The sequence below is a fragment of the Flagellimonas amoyensis genome, assembly GCF_003058265.1.
Taxonomy (GTDB): Bacteria; Bacteroidota; Bacteroidia; order Flavobacteriales; family Flavobacteriaceae; genus Flagellimonas; species Flagellimonas amoyensis.
In genome coordinates, this window is sequence record NZ_QBUK01000004.1 from 14,551 (window position 1) to 38,104 (window position 23,554).

Consider the following 23,554-nt stretch of genomic DNA (forward strand, 5'->3'; position numbering starts at 1 on the left):
CATGGCCAATATCATTATCATCGATGACGAAATGCACTGCGTGAACGTATTGAAAAACCTCATCACCAAGGTGCATCCCGACTACAAGATCGCGGGGACGTTCTGCAACTCCATCCAAGGTTTGGAGTATCTTCAAGCCCATACCCCCGATCTTTTGTTCCTGGACATTGAGATGCCCAACCTGAACGGTTTTGCGCTGCTGGACAAAATCCTGCCCATCGATTTTGATATTATTTTCACGACGGCCTATGACCAATATGCCATTCGGGCGTTTCAGTACAGCGCCATAAATTATCTGTTAAAGCCCATTACCGAAAAAAGTATAGTGCAGGCATTGTCAAATTGGGAAAAACGCCGTAAAAAGACCAATCCTGAACAGTGGGACCTTTTGCGGCTCAATCTGAAGGGCACTGTGAAGGACCTATCCAAGATTGCCCTGCCCACCGGTGCCGGATACCATATTGTTGAGATCAGGGACATTGTGCGTTGTGAATCGGACAACAACTACACGAACTTTTTCTTCGATGATGGGAACAAACTGCTCATTTGCCGAACACTGAAAGAAATTGAGGAAATGTTACAGGACTATGGCTTCCTGCGTGTGCACCAATCCCATTTGATCAACCCCCAATTTGTCAAGGGCATTTTGAAAAGGGATGGGGGCACCGTGTTGATGAAAGACGATAGGGAAATCCCCGTCTCACGGCAAAAAAGGAATGAAATAAACGGCATTTTGGAGTCCATGTTGCGGTTTAAATAAGTTAGAAAATATAAGGTGAACTTGAAACAAAAAAGTGGACAATCAGTTAAGAGTCATGCCGCTGATTTTAGGACTATCTCATAAAGTGTGTAAATAGAAAATTAGCGGGGGCATGCCCCCGCTAATTTTTTGTCTAATTTTAAATATTTGCACAATACAGGGCATCCCCATTCACTATGGGTATTCTAATCTAAATGGGGGATGACAACTGTAGGAAGTTAACTATTTGGAGATGTGAAATTTATAAAATAAAAATCTATTGCAGATTTTCCTTATAAAAACTGGGGTTTTCCTGCAAAATGAGGTTAAATTTTTGTAAAGTCACCTATTCGGTGAGCATAATTTTACCAAGGACTGAAAACCCCTTATTTATTGGGGTTTTGAACGATAGGTTCTGGTGCCTCCGGCTCCACTGAAACATCATCAAAAAAATCCTGTAAATAATGTTTACAGGATTTTTTCATGTATTCTCAAGATGTCCACCGTATAATCGTCTCCACTTTTTAATTCCCCTCAAAAGCATTTAGCCTTTGTATGGTTCCATCCGGATTATGGGTAAGTTCGGTCATTTTTACACTTCGCAAATGGGTCTTTCCACCCGACATGGAGCTATCATGGAAAAACAGCCACCACTTTCCTTGGTACTCCACAATGGAATGATGGTTGGTCCAACCCAATACAGGATCAAGTATTACACCCTGATACGTAAAGGGGCCGTAGGGATTATCGGCAATGGCATAGGCAATGTTATGGGTATCTCCTGTGGAATAGGACAAATAATAGGTGCCGTTGTAGCGATGCACCCATGCAGCCTCAAAAAATCTACGGTCGTTGTCCCCAGCCTTGATGGGATCGCCATTTTTATCCAAAATCAAGATATCCTTCGGTGCTTCGGCAAAGCTGACCATGTCATCGCTCATCAAGGCAATCTTGGGCGCGATGGCCGGCTCGTCATCGGCAGGATATAAGTCCTCACCAAGGTATTCACCATCCTTCCATTGTTGGAGCTGTCCGCCCCAGATACCCCCAAAATACATGTAATACTTGCCATCCGCATCCTCGAAAACGGCAGGGTCCATACTATAGCTACCACCTATGGGAAGATCCAAAGCCTTAAAAGGGCCCGCAGGCGAGGTGCTTTTGGCTACACCAATCCGGAAGATATCCTTCTTGTCCTTCACGGGAAAATACAAAAAGTATTCCCCTCCCTTTTCGGCAGCATCGGGAGCCCACATTTGCCTTCCCGCCCAAGGGACATCATCAATATGTAAGGCCAAACCATGATCGGTTACCTCTCCCCCTACGCTATCCATGGAAAAAACATGGTAATCCTCCATATTGAAATGGCTGCCCAAATCATCTTCCGGAATGCCCGACTCAAAATCGTGGGAGGGATACACATATAGTTTACCTTCAAAAACATGGGCCGAAGGATCGGCGGTATATAATTCGGAGCTTAGGGTATATACGACATCCGGGGTCTTCCCTGTAGTATCCACCACAATGCTATCTGTGGTATCCACCTCATCTGGGGCTTTCTTTTGTTGCTTGCAGGATGAGGTCAAAACAAATAGGCATGAAAAAATGCTTAGAAGAAAGAATCCAGACGGACCATTTTCTCGGATTAAAATTGTGTTTTTCATAGGATAAAGTATTGATTAAAATGTTAAAAATATACATTCATAAGGTATAGCAATCGTTTGCTTAGTTTCTCACAGGACATATATCCATTTGTTTATCTATGTTTTAAGCTGAATTGATAGAGATTCTTAAATATTTTTTTAACGCAATTTTAAATTTTTTTACGCAACCGATTGCGTCAACAAATATAATGTGTATATTTATCACATTCTAAATATTATGCATTCTTTTTTGTCATAATGGAACGAATTAACTAAACAAAATAAAAACTTAGTAACATGACTAAAAAAACATTAACTGTTCACACAAATGGCAAGGGGGCGACACCTTTGTTTTTGTACTTGACGAGCTTTTTGCTGTTTGTGCTTTCCACCACAACTGTACTGGCACAAAATACCATAAAGGTATCGGGTTCCGTCACGGATACTTCCGGGACGCCTATTCCCGGGGTAAGCATTATCGTGCAAAACACAACCAATGGAACAACAACAGACTTTGACGGCAACTATGTGATCGATGCAGCTTCCAATGCCACCTTGGAGTTTCGTTATCTTGGATTCGTCAACCAAACCGTCGCAATCAATGGACGATCCACAATAAGTGTCCAATTGGCCGAGGACACCCAAGAATTGGATGAAGTGGTCGTAATCGGTTATGGAACACAGAGAAAGGAGTCCGTAACAGGTTCGGTGGTCTCCATTAAAGGCGAAAGTCTGAATGAGGTACAATCGGCCAACTTCCAGCAAGCACTGCAAGGCAGGGCTGCCGGTGTGAACATTTCCACTACCAGTACAAGACCCGGGGCCGCTCCCCAGATACGCATCCGTGGTACACGTTCGCTTTCTGCGGACAACAATCCTCTGATCGTACTGAACGGTATCCCTTTTTCCGGCGGGCTCAGTGACATCAATCCAAATGACATTGCAAGTCTTGATATCTTAAAGGATGCATCGGCAACGGCCATTTATGGATCTAGGGGCGCCAATGGTGTCATCTTGATAACCACGAAGTCAGGTGCCAAAGGCCAAAAGGCAACAATCACCTACAATACCTATTATGCAACCAAGGAAGTGTTCGCGAAATTTCCAATGATGAACGCGGCCCAATTGATACAGTTGCGTGCCGATGTAGCTTCCAACAATGGCGGGACCCCACTCTTTGGTCTGGCCGGCGATGAGTACTTGGGCAATGATACGGACTGGCAAGACCTACTCTATGGTTCCGGTTTGCAAACAGCACACGACATCAGTGTCCAGGGTGGTACCGAAAACGGTTCCTACAATGTTGGCATGGGGTATTTCAAAGAAACTTCACCGGTTCCCGGCGATTCCTTTGACAGGTATTCCTTAAGGGTGCAGATCGATCAGAACGTGGGGTCTTTGTTCCGTTTTGGTCTGAATTCTGTGACCAATTTCAACAAAACGAGCAGTATTGTCGGTATCGGAAGTGCATTGACCGCCTCTCCCCTTTTGAGCCCTTATGATACCGATGGAAATTTCCTAGAGTCGGTCCGTCTTCAAACACAAGCGGATGATCAATGGGTCGCTACCCGGAACGAAATAAATAGGATAGGTAAGGGCCGTGTCAACGAGCAGCTCGATTTCGGCACGTATAACAATATCTATGGTGAGTTGCAAATACCTTGGGTAGAGGGATTGAAATACCGCCTTAACGTTGGTTTGAATTTCCGTTCGGCAAGGGATGGTAATTTCACAGGACAGGGTGTTTTCAATTATAACCCCATTAGCCCATCCTCCGCAAGTTACAATTCTTCCATCCAAAAAGATTATGTGATCGAGAACCAATTGATCTATGATCGGATATTTGGCAAGCACCAAGTCAATTTTGTGGGACTGTTCTCTTCACAGAACACTGAATTTGACAATGTTGGGCTTACCGTTCAAAATGTTCCCGATGAAACCTCTTTATGGTACAATCTTGATGCAGCACTTACGGAGGACATCACGAACTACGGAACCGGATATTCCGCAACAGGTTTATTATCATATATGGCAAGGGTACTCTATCAGTTTGACAACCGTTACCTGCTGACCGCCACATTACGTTCCGATGGCTCCTCCAGATTGGCCCCCGGTCGCAAATGGGTCACCTATCCCGCCGTGTCCATCGGATGGAACATTGGCAACGAATCCTTTATGAAAAATGTAGGATGGGTGAACCTGTTAAAGTTGCGTGCAGGTTATGGGGAGACCTCCAACCAGGCCATTGCACCGTATTCGGTTCAAGGGAGATTGGGACAGGTCAACTACAATTTTGGGGATACTTTTGCCACAGGTTACTTTGTAAACCAATTGCCCAACCCAAACTTGGGATGGGAGTTTTCAGAGACCTATAACTATGGTCTTGACTTCGGGTTGTTCAACAATCGGCTATCCGGGAGTGTGGAATATTACATCACCAAGACCAATGATATCTTATTGGGTCTGGGACTTCCAAGTACTGCCGGTGTGGGCAGCGTAACCAGCAATATTGGCAATACGGAGAACAAAGGTCTTGAAATAGCACTGAACGGAACCATTTTTGACAATCCCGATGGCTTTTCCTGGGATGTCGGGATCAACGTGTACACCAATAGGAACGAAATCACTTCCTTGGCCTCTGGGCAGGACAGGGATGAAGGAAACCTTTGGTTTGTAGGCTCCCCGATCAATGTGATCTTTGACTATGAGCGATTGGGGCTTTGGAACCAATCCGATCCAGGTTTTGAATATCTCGATCAATATGAGCCAGGGGGCAATGAAGGGATGATCAGGGTAAGATATACCGGTGATTTCAATCCGGATGGCTCCCCAACACGTGTCATAGGTGCCGACGATCGAATTGTGCAAGATCCCACCCCTGATTTCATGGGCGGTTTCAATACGCGTTTGGCCTATAAGAATTTTGACCTGAGCATGGTAGGTGCCTTCCAAAGTGGTGGTATCCTGGTAAGTACTTTATATTCATCAAGTGGCTATCTCAACTTACTCACAGGCAGAAGGAACAACGTTGACGTTAATTATTGGACCCCGAACAACACCGGTGCCAAATATCCTGCCCCTGGAGGCATACAAAGTGGTGACAACCCAAAATACGGAAGTACGTTGGGGTATTTCGACGGGTCTTACCTAAAGGTGCGTGCATTGACTTTGGGCTATAATTTTGACACCAACACCATTAAAGATTCCTGGTTCAAGAGTCTCCGCCTCTATGCCACCGTACAAAATCCCTTTGTATTGTTTTCACCATTTCATGACGAGTCCGGCATGGATCCAGAAACCAATTCTGGGGTCAATGCCGATGGTTCACGCCAAAACGTAGCGGTGAATACCAACAATATCTCCCGGGGAATACCAACCGTTGGGGCCAACGTTCCAACAACGAGAAATTTTATGCTAGGACTAAACGTAACATTTTAAAAGAATATCATGGAAAAGATGAAAAGAAAAAATATATCAATAGCCTTCCTATCGATTGCGTTGTTTTTAGGCTCTTGCACGAAGGACATACTGGAAGAAGAACCAAGAGGCGTGTTCACCCCTGAGTTTTTCTCCACCGAACTGGGCGTCCAAGGTGGTTTGACCTATTTGTACCAAAATTTACGGAACGTCTATGGCTTCGCCTATTTTATAAACCATGGGGAAACAGGAACAGATGAATATTGTGCCGCACAAAGTGCCGACAACAATTTTTATGACCTGGACCTCACGGGCGAAGGTAACTTGCGCCCAGAAAGCGGTTTCTCCATCGGCAGGCTATGGGGCAATGCCTTCCCAGCCATCAACACGGCCAGTGGGATCATAGAGAATGCGGCCGCTGTTGGTCTTAACGAATCTCTGATCGCAGAGGCCAAGTTCTTTCGGGCCTTCAACTATTTCATGTTGGTACAGACCTATGGAGGTGTGCCCTTAGACCTGGGTTCCGGTGAATTGGCCTTTAACAGTTCCGCTGTTAGGACTTCAGTACGAAATACCGTTCCTGAGGTCTATACCAAGGCCATTATACCTGATTTGATCGATGCAGCCAACGATTTGCCGGACAACCCTAGACTAACAGGGACGGTGACCAAGAATGTGGCCCGCCTGTTTTTGGCCAAAGCGTATTTGACCTACGGATGGTGGTTGGAAAACCCCAATGGCATCCCTACCTATCCAGATGCGCCCAGAACCGACCCTAATGGCAATGATCCCTCCTATTATTTCCAGCAAGCGTATAATGCAGCTGTGGCTGGAATCAATGACCCAGGTCCCTATCGTTTGTTGGACTATTTCTATGATGTACACCTTGCCACCAATGACCGTCATGCAGAAATGATGCTTTACGCCGATCGTACGGAAGAAAGTCAAATCTACAACGGGGCAGATCTACAGTTTAGCGGCGAAAACAATAGTGATGGTAGCCCAGGCCCCAATACAGCGGTTTGGATGGTAACGTCCAATTACACCACAATCAGTGTGGATGGTGTGGCCGCAGTGCAACGCGAGGCTGCTCAGAGCTATGGAAGACCTTGGACGCGCATGGCACCATCCATCAATGTGTTCACAGATATTTTTGCTGAAAAGAGCTTGGATTCCAGGTACGATGGTACTTTCGTCACCAGTTATCGTGGCAACTGGGACAAAGGTGGTGACACCACTCCCACTTTGACAGCTGCCAATGGCATGGAAATAGCGCCTGGCGATGCGGTTGTATCCTTCTTGGACGATTACAACCCAGCTGTTGACTATAGTGTAAACGGAGGCAACATTGGAGGCGGACAAATCCCCGGAAGATCGGATTATGTCATCAACCTAAATGAAATCAACAGGAGATTCTACCCCGGTTTATGGAAACTTGGCACGTATCGGACCGATAACGCAGGTGGATTGGGATCACCAAACGGTGCAATCACACGCCCCTTCCCTATTGCCAAATACTCGGAATTCTACCTCGTGGCAGCTGAAGCGGCCGTAAAAGGAGCTTCCGGAAGCTATACTGCACGACAGTTGATAAACGTGATTCGTGCACGTGCCGGAATGTGGCGCTTTGACAATGGGGAACAGCAAGAACGTATGGAGGACAACAGTGCTGCCATGATGGCCGCAACACCAGCCGTGATTGACATTGACTTTGTTTTGGCAGAGCGGTCACGTGAGTACTTTGGTGAAGGTGTGAGATGGTATGACTTGGTCCGCACCCAAAAATGGACGGAATATGCCAGCTCTTACCAAATTGCAGGGACCGACGCCACCAACCATACTCCCGAGACAAAAGAAAGGAACATTCAACCGTTCCATTACTTAAGACCAATACCCCAGGACCAAATAGATGATTTGAATATGTCCGAAGCTGACAAGGCAGCATACCAGAACCCAGGGTATTAAAAGAGAGAAGTTATTTAATTTTCATAAATAGTTTGAGTTAGTTTTTAAGTTGCGTTAAGAAAGAGGTTGTCCCCATTAGACAGCCTCTTTCGATATGCACAAACCGTTTGTGGAAACGCTTGCCCAGCACTTTTTGAAAGGTACTTGCAGAAAATACATTTTCATTGAAAAAAATTAACGCAACCGATTGCGTTATATCATATATTATGTATATTTACAATATTGAGATTTTTATTGTCTCTTTTTTATCATAATCAAATCTAATGACCATACGAAATTAAAACTTCGCAACATGACCCATCGTTTGTTTGAATACTTGTTAGGTAAAAATAGGCCTGGTGTACAGAAGAGATTCTCTTTACGTCCACTGTTAGTTATTACCGCAAATACAGGCGACATGGAAATTATAAGAGTAATGTCCGACGAAGTTGGAATTGGCATACTACCAACAGTATGGTCACCTCATATACAGTAACCATTCAGAAACCATTGTTTGACCCTTCTACATATTGAACCAAATGATAGTTCTAACCAAAAAAACTAATAACCATGTCAAGAACACTAAAATATTTAGGTAATTTTTTTACAGTCCTTGCACTCATTTTTGTATTGAGTTGTGACGACGACGATCTATCCGCTTCTACGGTGGATGTAACCAGTGTGGAATCCGAAAATTTTTATCCCGGTGATCAGGTGACCCTGCAAGGCAGCAATTTTGAAGCCGTCCTATTTGTCTTTTTAGGAAATAATCAGATTCCCTTTCAATTGGATGGGGAAACATTGGTTTTCACCTTGCCCACATCCGCAGCCATTGGCAATGCGGTTGTTACTTTGGTGATGCCCGATGGTTATATTGTCACTCGCAACGTAGAAGTCGTTGCAAGACCCTTTCCAATTATTACAGCATTGTCCACCAATGCCGCTCCGGAAGGCGGGGAAGTGATCATTAAAGGAACCTCCTTGAACAATCTACAGTCGGTGACCATCGGAGAAGTTGAAGCAAGTGTGGTTTCATCCACAGCCACCGAATTGACGATAACCGTTCCTGCAGGTCTAGAAGAAAATTTGGCGGCCGCCATCACTGTGGTTACATCCGGAGGGGAGGCCACGGCACCCGGAAAATTTTATGTGGGTGAAAATCTGCTTTTGAATGGAGGTTTTGAGCAAGGAGATGGAAATGATTTCTCCAATTGGTCAAAATTTAATGGTGGAGACGGACTGACCGCCACCACTTCGGATGGCGAAGCCTATTTTGGTAGGTCCTTGCGTGCTGTTGCAGTGGGCGGAGATGCCTGGAGAACCCAATTGGCCAGTGATACCGCCCCAATGGAAGTAGGCGTGGAATACACCTTGTCCATGTGGATAAAAGCCCAAGCCGGATCTCCTGGGGATGGAGGAAATATTAGGTTCTCGACCAATCCGGATGCACTTTACAGCGGCAACTACAACATCACCACCGAATGGCAACAAATTGAGTGGGTATTTACGGCCAACACAACACCAGCAAGGGCGGTTTTGGACCTTGGTGTCATTGCCAATGCCATCTATTATGTGGATAACGTAACCTTGGTCGCGACGGGCCTTTCCGGGCCACAGCCAACGGAAATTCTACTCAATGGAGGATTTGAAGAAGGAGCCGGAGATGATTTTACCAATTGGAGTAAATTCAATGGAGCCGATCTCTTGACCGCCACAACAGCGTCCGATGAAGTCCGGAACGGTGACAGGGCGCTCAGGGCCGTTGGATTTGGAAGTGACGCATGGCGGACACAGCTTGCAAGCGATGCCGTTCCTACAGAAGATGGTGTGGAATATACCGCAAGCCTATGGATCAAAGCAGCCCCAGGCCCAGGCAACGGGGGCTCCATAAGAATGTCCACCACTGGTAATGGGGAGGCCCAATACCAAGGCAATGTGACCGTAACCACCGAATGGCAAAAAGTGGAGTGGATCTTTACCGCAAATGGCACACAGACCGGTATTGTGTTGGATCTCGGGGCTACGCTGGATGCCGTATATTTTATTGATGATGTGAGTCTTTTGGCGCCACCTGAATAAGCATTGATACCCATACTGCATCTTGAATTTGAAAACGTGAACGACATTTTCAAATTATAAGGAAGAATACGGAGAGGCTGTCATTGGGCGGCCTTTCCTTTTATGATCCAATGGATACAGTTTTGTTTTCCAATAAATAGAAACCTCAAAAGGTGAAATTGACACATTTAATCAAAGCAACCGATTGCTTTTCTAGGGTTGATTTACACCACTATTATCATGTCCATAATTGCAAAAAAACCTTATGAATAAAGCTAAGATCCTACGTTTGGCCGCACTTGTACTTTTAGTACAATCACCCCTGTTCGCGCAAAAAACCAGCCTGAAAGAAGCCTTCAAGGATAAATTCTTGATGGGAGTTGCCATCAATCGTTCTCAAATCAACCAAACCAATACCGAAGAAATCGACCTCATCACATCGCAATTCAATGTATTGACCGCTGAAAACGACATGAAATGGATGCACATTCACCCCAAAAGGGACGAATTCAATTTTGAACAGGCCGATAAGTTGATGGAACTGGCAAGGGCAAACGACATGTTCGTTGTTGGCCACACCTTGGTATGGCATAGCCAATTGGCCCCTTGGGTGTTCAAGACCGATAGCGGGGACACTATTGGCGCAACCGAACTGACCCATCGTCTGGAGCATCACATTTCCACTATTGTAAGCAGGTACAAAGGAAAGGTGAAGGGCTGGGACGTGGTCAATGAAGCTTTGGCAGAAGATGGATCTTATAGGAAATCTCTTTTCTTCCAAATTAGTGGGGAAGCTTTTATAGAAAACGCTTTTCGGTTTGCCCATGCCGCAGACCCTGAAGCAGAATTGTATTACAACGACTATAACCTCATCAATGCAGAAAAGAGGGACGGTGCCATCCGCATCATCAACAACCTTAAAAACAAGGGCATTAAGATAGATGGTATTGGCGTGCAGGCCCATTGGAGTTTGGATAAGCCCTCCATTGAAGAGATTGAAACCGCCATCAACAAGTATTCGGAAACAGGGGTAAAAATCATGTTCACGGAACTGGACATCTCGGTCCTGCCCAGTCCTTGGAACTCCCCTACTGCCGATGTTTCCGTACGTTTTGAGAACACTCCTGCCATGGACCCCTACCCCAACGGTTTGCCCGATTCGGTCCAATCCAAACTGGCAAAACGTTATGCGGACATTTTTGAATTGTTCCACAAACATTCCGATAAAATCGGAAGAGTCACCTTTTGGGGTTTGCATGATGGCCTCTCCTGGAAAAACAATTTTCCGATCCGTGGCAGAACGGATTACACCCTGTTGTTTGACAGGGAAATGAAACCTAAAAAAGCCTATGAATCCGTAATCCAGACCGTTAAAGACTAATCCTTATTTTTATAGCCACACAAGACCCATGAAGACAACTACAAATTCCCGTTTTGCCCTCTCACTTTTCCAAACAGGGTTCCTCCTACTCCTTATCATCTCCTGCAAAGGAGAACAAAAGGAACATTCCGGAGAGGTAACAGATCCATTGGAAAAAATACATACCCTGGCCACACAGGATGCCTTTCCTGAAAACGCCCTGCTGACAACGGAGAAGGCAAATAGTGGGTTCACGTTGGTTGAAAACGGGGTTCCCTCCGCCATTTTGATCAGCGAAACCGATCATGCCGGAGTCCAACGGATCGCCAATATGTTCCAAAAGGACCTAGGACTTGTCTCTGGTCAAGAGCCGGAACTGATCGTTGGGGAAAACCACACATCAAAAGACCTGATCATTGTTGGAACCGTTGGAAAAAGTACCATGATCGACCGTTTGGCCAAAGAAGGTAAAATTGATGTCGCGAATCTTGAAGGCAAATGGGAGCAGTTCATCATCGTTCCCGTTGAAAACCCCATGGACGGGGTGGAGAATGCCTTGGTCATAGCCGGGAGTGATAAACGGGGTACTATTTTTGGCATGTTCGACCTATCTGAACAGATGGGTGTCTCTCCGTGGTATTGGTGGGCCGATGTTCCCGTAAAAGTTCGAAAAAACATCTACGTAAAGCCTCAAACGTACACCCTTGGCGAACCCAAGGTAAAATATAGGGGCATCTTTATCAATGATGAAGCACCGGCTTTATCGGGATGGTCTTCTGAAAAATTTGGAGGCTTCAACAAACAGTTTTACGAAAAAGTCTTTGAACTGATCTTAAGGCAAAAAGGAAACTATCTATGGCCGGCCATGTGGGGAAATTCCCTTTGGGACGATGACCCTGAGACAGCACCTTTGGCCAACGAAATGGGTGTGGTTTTGGCCACATCGCACCATGAACCCTTGATGCGCTCCCACGTGGAGTGGGAACGTTATGGGGAAGGCCCTTGGGATTATGACCAAAACACCGAAAAACTACGGAAATTTTGGAGAGAGGGCATGGAGCGTACCAAAGGACAGGAAAAAGTGGTCACCCTTGCCATGCGAGGTGACGGCGATGAGGCCATGAGCGAGGGAACCAATATTGGTCTTCTGGAAAAAATCGTACAAGACCAACGAGAGATCATCAAAGAGGTCACCGGAAAACCCATTGAGGAAACCCCTCAAGTATGGGCCCTTTACAAAGAAGTACAGGAGTATTATGACAAAGGAATGCGTGTACCCGATGATGTTACCCTCTTGCTCTGCGATGATAATTGGGGGCAGGTGCGGGTATTGCCCGCTTTGGACAGCGAACCCCGTTCAGGTGGTTATGGCATGTACTATCATTTTGATTTTGTGGGAGGCCCCAGAAGTTATAAATGGCTGAACACCATCCAAATTGAACGTGTTTGGGAACAAATGAACCTCACCTATTCCTATGGCGTGGATGAAATTTGGTTGGTGAATGTGGGGGATATCAAACCCATGGAATTTCCCATCAGTTTCTTTTTGGACTATGCCTGGAACCCTGAGGATTTTCCAGCTGAAAAACTACCCGGATATTATACCTCATGGGCGCAAAAGCAATTTGGAAGCGAGCATGCCAAAGAAATTGGGGAAATCATTGCGCTCTATACCAAATACAATGCACGCAGAAAACCCGAGTTGCTAGAACCCACCACCTACAGTCTTCAACATTTCAACGAAGCTGAAAATATGTTGGCCGAGTATCTATCTTTGGTAAATCGGGCACAAAAGGTAAAAGCGCAATTGCCCACCGAAGCCCATGATGCTTTTTATCAATTGGTGCAATACCCCGTTGAAGCTTGCGCCAATCTGAACGAGATGTATGTAGCGGCCGGAAAGAACAGATTGTATGGAATACAAAACAGGGCATCGACCAATTATTATGCCGACAAAACAAAGGAATTGTTCTTCAAGGATGCAGAATTCACTACCTATTATCACGATTCAGTGGCTAATGGAAAATGGAACCACATAATGTCCCAAACCCATATGGGACACACCAGTTGGAGCGACCCCGCCTACAACAAAATGCCCGGGGTCTCTTATATCCAAACAGGAAATGAAGCCAAATTGGGGTATGTGGTGGAAAATGGTGTGAGTCGTTTCCAATGGATGCCCAGTGGCCTCAACAGTCACAGTTTTTCAACCTTTGACCCTGTCAATGATCAAAACTACTATGTAGAGGTCTTTAACATGGGCAGGGAAGAACTGACGTATTCCATTACCACAGAAAATGATTGGATACAACTGTCCGCATCGGGAGGAACCATCCAATATGATCAAAAGATCTTTGTCAGCATCGATTGGAACAAAGCGCCCAAAGGACAGGATGTTGGTGAAATTGTGATCAAGGCCAATCATTCGGAAGAGGGAACCAAAATCAGTGTTCCCATCCGCAATGATCTCCCTGAAGTCGTCAAAGGTTTTGTGGGGAACCAAGGCATTGTGAGCATCGATGTCATCCATTATCACAACGCCAAGGAAACCGCGGATGTTTCTTGGCAGACCATACCCAATCTGGGCCGAACCGGGTCTGCGATAACCACTGCGCCCGTCACCGCTCCCAAACAAAATCCAAGCGCTGATGGCCCCTATTTGGAATATGAAGTATATCTGCTTGAACCGGGCACTTACAGCCTAACGACCTACTTTTCACCCACGCTGAATTTTCAAAAAGATGAAGGTTTGATCTATGCTGTTTCCATTGATGGGGAGACCCCAATATTGATGAACCTGCACAAAGATGCCATTGCAGCGGATTGGACCTATCCAACTTGGTGGAACGAAGCGGTCAAGGACAACATTATGAAGCAGACCGTACTGGAAAAGGAGCTTCCGGCAGGAGCACACACCATAAGATACTGGGCCGTGGACCCCGGTTTGGTATTGCAAAAGATCGTATTGCAAAAAAAAGGTGTCCAAGCAGAGAGCTATTTGGGTCCACCAGAAAGCAAACTGGTCCAATAATTATTTTTGAAAAACAATACCCTAAAACGATAATTGTGAAACGAATCAAAGCATTAGTGACCCTCATTTTGTTGATGTGCTCGGTCGCCTCGGGAATATCCCAAATAACACTCCCCAAGATCATTCAGGACAGTATGGTCCTACAGCGCAACGCAAAAATTACGATTTGGGGATGGGCTTCGCCAGGGGAGCATATTACGGGCAACTTCAACGGAAAACGAAGAAAGACCACCGCCAATGCCCAAGGGGATTGGAATCTGGAATTTCCCAAAATGACAGCAGGGGGTCCATATATGCTAAAGCTTTCAGGAAAAAACGAGATTGTTCTGGAAGATATCCTCATCGGAGATGTGTGGCTCTGCTCGGGACAATCGAACATGGTTCACCAAATGGACATCCATGATGTCACCTACGCCGAAGATATTGCCAATGCCAATTATCCTGAAATCCGTCATTTTAAGGTCCCCACAAAAACAGATCTACAAGGCCCAAGCAAGGATATAAATGGTGGATCTTGGCAAGCTGCCGTATCCGAAGAAGTGCGCCCCTTCTCGGCGGTCGCCTACTTCTTTGCCCGCAAATTGTACAAAAAATATGGTGTCCCCATCGGATTGATCAATGCCAGTGTAGGCGGCACTCCTATCGAAGCGTGGATAAACGAAGGAGGGTATCGAGAATTTCCTGAAAAATTAAAAATCATTGAAGAAAACAAGGATACCGCTTTTGTAAGAACCCATTCCAGAAGTAATTTCAATGGTCAGCAACCACAAAAACCAAAGGATAAAGGCTTGATAGGTGAAACCCCTTGGTACGATGTGAGCTTTGAACCCAAGAACTGGCGCAACATCAACATTCCAGGCTATTGGGAAGACCAGGGGGTCAGGGACCTCAATGGGGTGGTTTGGTACAGAAAGGAAATCACCTTGCCACAATCCATGGAAGGAAAGGAAGCAAAAGTGTTCTTGGGCAGGATCGTGGATGCGGACGAACTGTACATCAATGGTGAAAAAGTGGGGAATACCACCTACCAATACCCCCAAAGAAGGTATGACGTACCCGCAAACCTCTTAAAAACAGGAAAAAACACTTTCGTTATACGGGTGACGAATAATGCAGGAAAAGGCGGTTTTGTGCCGGACAAACCCTATTCGATTTTTACGGACAAGGATACTGTGGATCTAAAAGGATATTGGCAATACAAGGTTGGAGAAGTGTTCCCTCCTATGGATCTATCCTCTTTTTCCAAAACCAAAGAAAGGACCATCAACCCACAAAACGAGCCTACAGCTCTGTACAATGGTATGGTTGCTCCCTACACCCAACTCCCTATTAAAGGCGTGCTGTGGTACCAAGGGGAGAGCAATGCGGGCAGACCGGAAGACTATTTGGAGTTGATGCATGCCCTGATGGATGGCTGGAGAGGCATTTACAAAAATCCAGAATTGCCCTTCATCTATGCGCAGCTTCCCAATTTTGGCGATGTAACCTATTCTCCTACGGAAAGCAATTGGGCCAAACTCAGGGAAGCCCAACTAAAGGCATTGGGCGATTCCAATACCGCAATGACCGTCAATATTGATCTTGGCGAATGGAACGACATCCATCCCGACAACAAGAAAGATGTGGGGGAGCGAATGGCTATGGCGGCCCAAAAAATTGCTTATGGTGAAGAACTTGTGTATTCTGGGCCCCTTTATCAAACTTCTGAAATCGAAGGGGACAAAATCATCATTTCCTTTTCCCATATCGGCGGTGAATTGGTCACCAATGATGGTGAGGCCCTAAGCAGTTTTGAGATTGCAGGGGAGGATAAAAAGTTTGTGTGGGCCACCGCAAAAATCGAAGGAGATAAAGTGATTGTTTGGAGTGATGAAATCCCCAATCCAAAATATGTGCGCTACGCATGGGCCGACAATCCTGATAATCCGAATTTATATAATAAAGAGGGGCTTCCTGCGTCGCCTTTCAGTACGGAGTAAATTACCTGCCGAAGGCTAAAAACAAAAAGGGGAATTCGATGTCGATTTCCCCTCTTGCTTTTATTAAATAATGCTGTCGGTTATTGAATCAATCCCTAAAAACAGGGTCGTTGCCTGAGTATTTTAAATACTTGAAAGATGCAGTATTTTCAACTTCTTCCCCGGAAGACGTAGCGTACATACCGTACAAACAGCCGATAAATCCGCCTGCTGCCTTGGTACTCAAAAATTTGGCATCCACGTTATCTTTAAGCAGTTGCCATTCTTGCCCGTTTACGGAATAGTAGAAACTATATGTAGCGCCTTTGGATTCGATAGCGAGGTTAATCCCATTGTCTTTAATCTCCAAGGGACCACTATTTGTGAGTTCTTCCATTTCTCCCCCATCAGGGTTGCTCTTGTAAAGTTGGACAACTTGCTGACCTTCTTTTTGGGATAACGCCAAAAAATAAAAATGTGTTTCGTTTTGGAAAGCCACCAAGCCCGCTTTTTCATATTCGGATTCCGCACCGAACTGCATTCGGGTCTCCACCCTACTGTACAAATGTTGCTGTCGTTTCCCAACAAAAGTAGGATTTTCATATCCAGCAATGGTTTCTGGTTTCAGCTTTAAGACCAAACCTTTCTTTTCGGAAATGGTAAAAGCACTGCTATCCAACGTCCGAAGAAAGAGCAATGATGGATCCAGTTCCTTTTTAAGGTCTAGGGTATATTCAAAGTTCCCAGATTGTGGCAAAGCTCCTTCCTGTGGTATTTCCTTGTAATTGACCTGGTATGCATACTTCACTTCCTCGCCTCCCAGATCAAAGTGGGGCCAATCATTTTTCCATTCGATGGGAGCAATGAATGTTTCACGTCCTGTGTTGTAATAATCTCCTTCATAGGGCCTGACGGCCAAAAAAATGGAATACGTCTTTCCATCCGGTCCTTCCACAAATTGGGCATGACCCGTGGATGTGATGGGGTTTTCCCTGTCTTCCGGCAAATGCCTTTGGGTGAGTATGGGGTTGTTTTCATAAGGAACATAGGGACCTTTTGGTGATTTGCTTCTAAACACCACTTCGGAATGGTTGATCGATGTGCCCCCTTCTGCGGCATACAGATAATACCATCCGTTTCTTTTCCAGATATGTGGCCCTTCAATCCAAACCGGTTTTTGCGAAATGTCCACTCCCCCATTGACCAACTGTATTTCTTCTCCTACTGTTTTCAGGTTTTCATAATCAAACTCATACATCCTGATGGTCCTGTGTCCGGAATATAATGGTTTATTATCTGGGGCATCGCTGTTGTAAATGATATAAGCCTTGTCGTTTTCCTTATCAAAGTAAATGGAAGGGTCTATGCCCCTGACTTCGGGAAGTCGAACAGGGTCGCTCCATGGCCCAGCAGGATTGGTAGCTGTCACCACAAAATTGCCCATATTGTCGATATCGGTGCAACTCACATAAAATATCCCTTTGTGATAACTAATGGCAGGGGCAAACAGTCCCCTTGTCATCCGTTCGCCCATAAAATCCATTTGCGATGGACGATGGATCACGTTACCGATCTGTTTCCAGTTTTTAAGGTCTTTACTGTGCATGACAGGAATTCCTGGAAAATAGGAAAAGGTGGAATTGATCAGATAATAGTCAGTATCGACCTTGACAATACTAGGGTCGGGATAAAACCCTGAAAGGATAGGGTTGACCAAAGTGGTCGATTGTGCTGTTGAGTCGGTTGGCACCAAAAAGAATAGCACCACCAACGGAAATAAGATTATTTTCTTCATACTGTATTTATAGTGATCTTGTGGTTGTGATCAAGGGGCTTCCCCATTCAGACCTGCAACCAATCCCCTGTGGGTTATCTTGGTGTTGAAATCATTGTCATACAGCAATGGCCAATCCGAACCACCATCGTACAACCAACTGTCCTGGTCCCTAAAACCCCAAATGGTCAAACCGAATTGTTGCGCTTGGGGCACAATGGTGGTGTAGTAATACCCTACACGCTGGTATTGCTCCTCCTGGGCTTGGGCCCTTTCCACCGTAAGCACATCAAGATCCTCACTGTAATTTGCCTTGACATCCAATTCCGAAACATGGACCAATAATCCAGTATCCGCTATGTCCTGTATGGAAATGGGCAAGTCGGTCGAAGGCCAATCGTGGTTCAGGTGCATTTGCATTCCGATCCCATCGATTGGGATGTCGTTGGACAGAAAGTTATCGACCATATTTATAATGGCATTGCGTTTATCTACCTGTCCTGCAATATTGTAATCGTTATAGAACAGTTTTACATCCGGGTCGGCCTCCCTCGCCCATTGAAAGGCGTTTTCATGAAAATCTGTTCCGATTCGCTGGGTGAACAGCGAAGTACGTACGGAAGAACCGTCAAAATACTCATTGACCACATCCCAAGAGGCAACCACAGGATTTCCCTCGCCATCGGTCGCTTGGGCAAAATGAGCTACGGTTGCCTTGACGTAGGCCTCTACTTGTGCCTCAAATTCTTCATCTGTTCCTCCAAAACTGTTCAACCAATTAGGAATGGACGAATGCCATATCAAGGCATGGCCATGCACCCTGAACCCGTTCTCCAAGGCATAGGCCACTATGGCATCCCCATCGCTGAAATCATAGGTGTCGGGACCTGTGAACATATTGGCCATCTTCATGTCGTTTTCGGCCGTAATGCTGTTGTATTCTTGGTTCAAGAGTTGCTTAAAGGTGGTGTTGACCGCAGATGTAGAGGCCAATTTACTGGCCGAGACTATATTTCCAAGGGGGAAATTTGCCACATCCTTCAAATTTTGCGTGGCGGTATACACAAAAGGATCTCCACTGTTCGTTGGTGGATCATCTGGGTCTGGATTCTCGGTCGGTCCGCCAACTTGTGGTCCATCGGAATCTCCCCCCGAACTGCACCCAATACACAACGCTAAAAGTAAAACAGGTATAACTTTCTCTAATTTCATTTCAATTTTTGTTTAGTTCATATGCATTTTAAGTAATGATTCCAAATAGGGACTCACTCTATGGATTTGTTTGTTTTAGTTTGTATAAGATCCCAAGCTCCGCTCCCCTTAATTCTGCCAAGCCTTTCAGCCTTCCGATCAGCGAATATCCGGGGTATTTTTCCTTTCCCTCGAACGAATGCAGGAATCCGTGATCGGGCCTCATGGGAAGTGGTGTTTGGTTCTTGTTCATCAACAGCAAGAGCTTTTCGATGATTTCCTCCATGGGATTATCTCCACTAAGGTGCTCCGATTCCCGAAACCGTTTTCCATCCTCGCGTTTTACGTTCCGCAAATGCAAAAAATGAATACGATCGCCATGTTGTTCTATGATCCGCACCAAATTGTTGTTGGGCTGCGCTCCCAAGGAACCGGTGCAATAGCAAAGGCCATTGGCACTTTCCTGAACCGCGTATAAAATTTCTGCGATATCCTTTTCCGTGGATACCACCCGGGGAAGTCCCAGCACCGAAAAAGGAGGATCGTCAGGGTGTATGGCCAATTTCAACCCGAGTTCTTGTGCCACAGGAGCAACTTCGGAAAGAAAATGGACCAGATTTTTGCGCAAGGCGTCATCATCAATTCCTTCGTAAGCTTGCAAAAGTTCCAAGATCTTTTCAGGTGTGAAGCTTTCATCACTGCCCGGCAGGCCCAACAACACATTTTTGAAAAGTTTCGCTTTCTCCTGCTCGTTCAAAGCATCACCATAAGCCTTGGCCCCTTCCAATTGTTCTTTGGTATACCCGTCCACTGCTCCAGGCCTTTTCAGCAGGTACACATCAAAAAATATAAAGGCCGTCTCATCGAACAACAAGGCCTTGGTTCCATCTGGATTGGCATATCCATGATCGGTCCGCACCCAGTCCAGAATGGGCATAAAATTGTAGGTGATGACCGTGATACCACATTGGGCAAGGTTTCTTAGGCTTGTTTTATAGTTCTCCAAATATTTTTGGCAGGCCCCTCCCCTTCTTTTGATATCCTCATGGACCGGCAGACTCTCCACGACCGTCCATTCCAATCCCTCGTCCCGGATAAGCTGTTGGCGCTCCCTGATGTCCTTTACCTCCCATATTTCGCCTACGGGAATCTGGTGCAAAGCGGTCACAATGCCCTGCACCCCACATTGTGCGATGTCCCTTAACGTGACACCGTCCTGGGGGCCGTACCACCGCATGGTCTGTTGCATTTTGATCATATGTCGTTGCCCTGTTTTCAAAATCCTATACTATTGCCCCCATCAATGGGAAGTACCGTTCCTGTCGCAAATTTTGAAGCGTCCGAAGCAAAAAAATAAACAGCATCTGCAATATCCTCGGGCATCCCCATTTTGCCCATGGGCGTTCGCGAGAAAACTTTTGCCTTTCGTTCCAGATCGGAGTCGAGTGCCTTGGCGGTCATTTCGGTCTTGATAAAACCGGGTGCAATGCAGTTGACCCGTATTCCTTCTCCCGCAAGTTCCACTGCCATGGCCCGGGTCATGCCCTCTATGGCGGTCTTGCTGGCCGAATAGGCAATCACTTTGGGCATACCATATTGTGCCGCCATGGAACTGATGTTGATGATGCTCCCTGCATTTCTCAGCTTCATTTTTTTGACCACTTCCCTACTGATGGCAAAAACACTGGACACATTGGTCCGCATCACCTCTTCAAACTCAGCATTGGTGACGTCCACAAATTCCTTCTTCATGTTGATGCCTGCATTGTTGACCAAAATGTCTATCTGCCCTTCTTTCTTGAAAATGTCATCGACCATGGCCGGAATCCCTTCAAATTGGGTCAGGTCCATGATGATGGGAACGGCATTTGACCCCATTTCAGCACAGGCCCGCTCCGTTTTTTCCCTGTTCCTTCCCAGGACATATGTCCTGATGCCTTTTTCACAAAACTTTTTGGCGGTGGCAAGGCCCAATCCTGAGTTGCCTCCTGTAACTATGGCTATTTTTTTGTCCATCAATTTTTCTCTGAAAATTAATTCCATGTGGGCCGGATTCCCGGAGCGAATGGAAACTGTAATGATTTGTAATATTCTAGGGTGTTCTCAGGTTTTTCCATTTCCTTTGGAAAATCCATTTTTGAGTATGTTTGAAAATACAGCATGCAGGCATCACGCCACCACTTTGCTTCTTTCAATTGTATATCCAGCAATTGGGATACTTGATGGTGACGGAATTCGTCAACATAAGGTTCCATCTCCTCCCAGGTCTGGATCATGGTACGGACTTGGTCCACGCCTTGTTGGTATTTCATCCCCAAACCATCCCAAAGTGTTCTTCCATTCCTCAACTGATGGTCCCAAGGCAAATGATGGAACCATAAGAGGTATTCTTCTGGGCAGGTATCAAGGTTTGAAAACCGCTTTTCGACCTCCGGGGCATATTGGGCCAAGGCATTACTGCCCGTGCTGGTCCTATCAAATCCAATTCCCTGGGCGTCCGCTTTATGGTAGTATACCGGGTTCCATTCGGGTCGGGAGAGGTTGTCCACCCAGGGGCCGGGACCATAATGGTGGCCTGTGTCAAACATATGGTGCAATCCCAGTGGGGTCATGTAGTTGACTACGGCTTCCCTGGACTCCAGCATCATCTTCCTCACGGGTTCCACAAAATTTATATCATTGGTGAAAGTGCAGCGTAGCCATTCATTTGCAATGGTACCCGAATCAAGGTATGGATCCCATGCCAATCGGCCAAAGCCGTACCAATCGGCTTGCCCAAAAGGATGGCCCGTCCAGTTGGCATCGGTCCCGATATTGGCTACCCCAGCCATTCCCGTCAATTTTTTATGGTCCAGGGAGCCGTCAATCACTTTTGCCACATATGAGCCTTTTCCCTTGCTGTAGGAGTCCGATTGAAGGACCTCTTCAAAGAGCTTGGGCAAATAGACCAAGTGCGTAGCAAAGCCCAAATATTCCTTTGTAATTTGAAATTCCATCATCAAAGGTGTCTGCGGCATTGCCCCGAACATGGGATGAAATGGTTCCCTCGGCTGAAAGTCAATGGCACCGTTCTTCACTTGGATCAATACATTGTCCCTATACTTCCCATCATCGGGCACAAACTCACTATAGGCTTGTTTGGCTCGGTCCGTCGGGTCATGTTCAGAATATACAAAGGCCCTCCAAATCACTACCCCCTGAAAAGGAGCAAGGGCGTCGGCCAGAAGGTTGGCCCCATCCAAATGGGTACGTCCGTAATTTTGTGGGCCGGGCTGTCCCTCTGAATTGGCCTTCACCAAAAAACCGCCAAAATCAGGGATGTGCTTATAAATTTCGGCCACTTTATCTTTCCACCATTGGATTACTTTGGGATCTAAAGGATCTGCTGTTTCCAGACCACCAATTTCGATAGGCGCGGAAAAGCGGGCGGTGAGATACACCTTAATCCCGTACGGGCGGAACACATCTGCCAAAGCCTTTACCTTTTCCAAGTATTGTGGGGTGAGAATAAGACCATTGGCATTGACGTTGGTCAAAGCCGTACCATTGATCCCTATTGAAGCATTGGCCCTTGCATAGTCGATATAGCGTTGATCTATGTAATCGGGCAACGTATGCCAGTTCCATATGGAAAATCCGGAATAGCCCCTTTCAACGGTACGGTCCAGATTGTCCCAATGGTTCAGCATTCTGATGTCCACCTTTGGTGATTCCTCAATATCAAGCCCATCCAACGGACTGTGCATCTGGAGCAATCTTAAAAAATGGAACGTTCCGTATAAGAGGCCCAGCTCGTCATTGGAAGTGACCAATACATATGATCTACCTTCCTGCCTGATGGATTTGATGGCATAGCCTTCCTTATTGAGCTTGCTCCCATCAATATATCCTTTCAATTCGTTGGGCAGGTGGGCAAGCATGGAAACCACAAGCATATTTTCCTTGTCCCCATAGTGCCCAAAAACCACTTCCCTATCCAACAACCGCCCAAGGCCCATGTTGAGCTCTTTTTGGATCGCCCTCAAGGTTTCGGACCCTTCCCCCAGATGAATGGCCTGAACCTGGTCTCTGTATGCCCGTAACAATGCATCATCCGATATCTTCCTGTAGTCCAACCAAAGGTCATATCCATTTCCCATTGAAAACAACGCATTGGAAATCAACAGGAAAACAATAAAAAGGCAGTTGGTCTTTATCTTCAAGGGCTGTATCATGATGTAGCAATCGATGAAAAAATGCTGTTTACGCAACAAATCAATCAATTGCGTTCGGTAAAATAAATAAAATATTTATAGATTTACAAAATAATTACGCAATCGATTCCGAAAATGAAAATTTTTAGGGAAACTGAATTGTAAATGCATAAAAAACAACCTAGTACCAAAAGCCTCCTTCAACTCCCATCAACAAGAATACCGGAGAAAGATCGTATTCTGGCA

13 protein-coding genes are annotated in these 23,554 nt (G+C 45.8%); 7 read left to right on the top strand and 6 right to left on the bottom strand.

Annotated elements, in window-relative coordinates; all coding sequences use genetic code 11:
• The first annotated feature begins 1 nt into the window (after window position 1).
• Window positions 2-760 (top strand): LytR/AlgR family response regulator transcription factor, encoded by a 759-nt coding sequence (locus tag DB398_RS06605; RefSeq protein WP_108423614.1) that lies wholly within the window; start codon window positions 2-4, stop codon window positions 758-760.
• Window positions 761-1,263: 503 nt separating this feature from the next.
• Here DB398_RS06605 and DB398_RS06610 read toward each other — a convergent pair.
• Window positions 1,264-2,403: a glycoside hydrolase family 43 protein gene (locus DB398_RS06610; RefSeq protein WP_108423615.1), complete on the bottom strand. Its 1,140-nt coding sequence runs from the start codon at window positions 2,401-2,403 to the stop codon at window positions 1,264-1,266.
• Between the two features lie 276 nt (window positions 2,404-2,679).
• Between DB398_RS06610 and DB398_RS06615 the strand changes: the two genes are divergently transcribed.
• The 6 genes from DB398_RS06615 (at window position 2,680) to DB398_RS06640 (ending at window position 16,171) form a co-directional block, all read left to right on the top strand.
• Window positions 2,680-5,820 (top strand): SusC/RagA family TonB-linked outer membrane protein, encoded by a 3,141-nt coding sequence (locus DB398_RS06615; protein ID WP_108423616.1) that lies wholly within the window; start codon window positions 2,680-2,682, stop codon window positions 5,818-5,820.
• An 18-nt stretch (window positions 5,821-5,838) separates the two neighbouring features.
• Window positions 5,839-7,764, top strand: a complete 1,926-nt coding sequence (locus DB398_RS06620; RefSeq protein WP_108423837.1) for a RagB/SusD family nutrient uptake outer membrane protein — start codon at window positions 5,839-5,841, stop codon at window positions 7,762-7,764.
• 549 nt (window positions 7,765-8,313) lie between these two features.
• The gene (locus tag DB398_RS06625; RefSeq protein WP_108423617.1) at window positions 8,314-9,822 is read left to right on the top strand and encodes a carbohydrate binding domain-containing protein; all 1,509 of its coding nucleotides are present in this window, start codon (window positions 8,314-8,316) and stop codon (window positions 9,820-9,822) included.
• 244 nt (window positions 9,823-10,066) lie between these two features.
• Entirely contained in the window at window positions 10,067-11,182 is a 1,116-nt protein-coding gene (locus tag DB398_RS06630; protein ID WP_108423618.1) for an endo-1,4-beta-xylanase, read from the top strand.
• A gap of 28 nt (window positions 11,183-11,210) precedes the next feature.
• Window positions 11,211-14,192 carry a glycosyl hydrolase 115 family protein gene (locus tag DB398_RS06635; protein ID WP_108423619.1) on the top strand — a complete coding sequence of 994 codons (2,982 nt, stop codon included), beginning with the start codon at window positions 11,211-11,213 and terminating at the stop codon, window positions 14,190-14,192.
• Between the two features lie 35 nt (window positions 14,193-14,227).
• Complete coding sequence (locus tag DB398_RS06640) at window positions 14,228-16,171, top strand: sialate O-acetylesterase (protein ID WP_199913358.1); 1,944 nt, start codon at window positions 14,228-14,230, stop codon at window positions 16,169-16,171.
• 88 nt (window positions 16,172-16,259) lie between these two features.
• Here DB398_RS06640 and DB398_RS06645 read toward each other — a convergent pair whose 3' ends face one another.
• From DB398_RS06645 to DB398_RS06665, 5 genes are read right to left on the bottom strand one after another with little or no spacing between them, the layout of a single operon-like run.
• Window positions 16,260-17,945: a glycoside hydrolase family 43 protein gene (locus tag DB398_RS06645; RefSeq protein WP_108423620.1), complete on the bottom strand. Its 1,686-nt coding sequence runs from the start codon at window positions 17,943-17,945 to the stop codon at window positions 16,260-16,262.
• Window positions 17,946-17,975: 30 nt separating this feature from the next.
• A complete protein-coding gene (locus DB398_RS06650) occupies window positions 17,976-19,136 on the bottom strand; it encodes an endo-1,4-beta-xylanase (protein WP_108423621.1) in 1,161 nt (386 codons plus the stop codon).
• Window positions 19,137-19,194: 58 nt separating this feature from the next.
• Complete coding sequence (gene uxuA, locus DB398_RS06655) at window positions 19,195-20,364, bottom strand: mannonate dehydratase (RefSeq protein ID WP_199913370.1); 1,170 nt, start codon at window positions 20,362-20,364, stop codon at window positions 19,195-19,197.
• Between the two features lie 26 nt (window positions 20,365-20,390).
• Window positions 20,391-21,131 (bottom strand): SDR family NAD(P)-dependent oxidoreductase, encoded by a 741-nt coding sequence (locus DB398_RS06660; protein WP_108423839.1) that lies wholly within the window; start codon window positions 21,129-21,131, stop codon window positions 20,391-20,393.
• Between the two features lie 17 nt (window positions 21,132-21,148).
• Window positions 21,149-23,329 carry an alpha-glucuronidase family glycosyl hydrolase gene (locus tag DB398_RS06665; protein ID WP_234416124.1) on the bottom strand — a complete coding sequence of 727 codons (2,181 nt, stop codon included), beginning with the start codon at window positions 23,327-23,329 and terminating at the stop codon, window positions 21,149-21,151.
• Window positions 23,330-23,554: the final 225 nt, after the last annotated feature.

Coding starts and splice junctions, on each gene's coding strand:
- DB398_RS06605 (WP_108423614.1), top strand. CDS start 2: ATGGCCAATATCATTATCATCGATGACGAAATGCACTGCGTGAACGTA.
- DB398_RS06610 (WP_108423615.1), bottom strand. CDS start 2,403: ATGAAAAACACAATTTTAATCCGAGAAAATGGTCCGTCTGGATTCTTT.
- DB398_RS06615 (WP_108423616.1), top strand. CDS start 2,680: ATGACTAAAAAAACATTAACTGTTCACACAAATGGCAAGGGGGCGACA.
- DB398_RS06620 (WP_108423837.1), top strand. CDS start 5,839: ATGAAAAGAAAAAATATATCAATAGCCTTCCTATCGATTGCGTTGTTT.
- DB398_RS06625 (WP_108423617.1), top strand. CDS start 8,314: ATGTCAAGAACACTAAAATATTTAGGTAATTTTTTTACAGTCCTTGCA.
- DB398_RS06630 (WP_108423618.1), top strand. CDS start 10,067: ATGAATAAAGCTAAGATCCTACGTTTGGCCGCACTTGTACTTTTAGTA.
- DB398_RS06635 (WP_108423619.1), top strand. CDS start 11,211: ATGAAGACAACTACAAATTCCCGTTTTGCCCTCTCACTTTTCCAAACA.
- DB398_RS06645 (WP_108423620.1), bottom strand. CDS start 17,945: ATGAAGAAAATAATCTTATTTCCGTTGGTGGTGCTATTCTTTTTGGTG.
- DB398_RS06650 (WP_108423621.1), bottom strand. CDS start 19,136: ATGAAATTAGAGAAAGTTATACCTGTTTTACTTTTAGCGTTGTGTATT.
- uxuA (WP_199913370.1), bottom strand. CDS start 20,364: ATGCAACAGACCATGCGGTGGTACGGCCCCCAGGACGGTGTCACGTTA.
- DB398_RS06660 (WP_108423839.1), bottom strand. CDS start 21,131: ATGGACAAAAAAATAGCCATAGTTACAGGAGGCAACTCAGGATTGGGC.
- DB398_RS06665 (WP_234416124.1), bottom strand. CDS start 23,329: ATGATACAGCCCTTGAAGATAAAGACCAACTGCCTTTTTATTGTTTTC.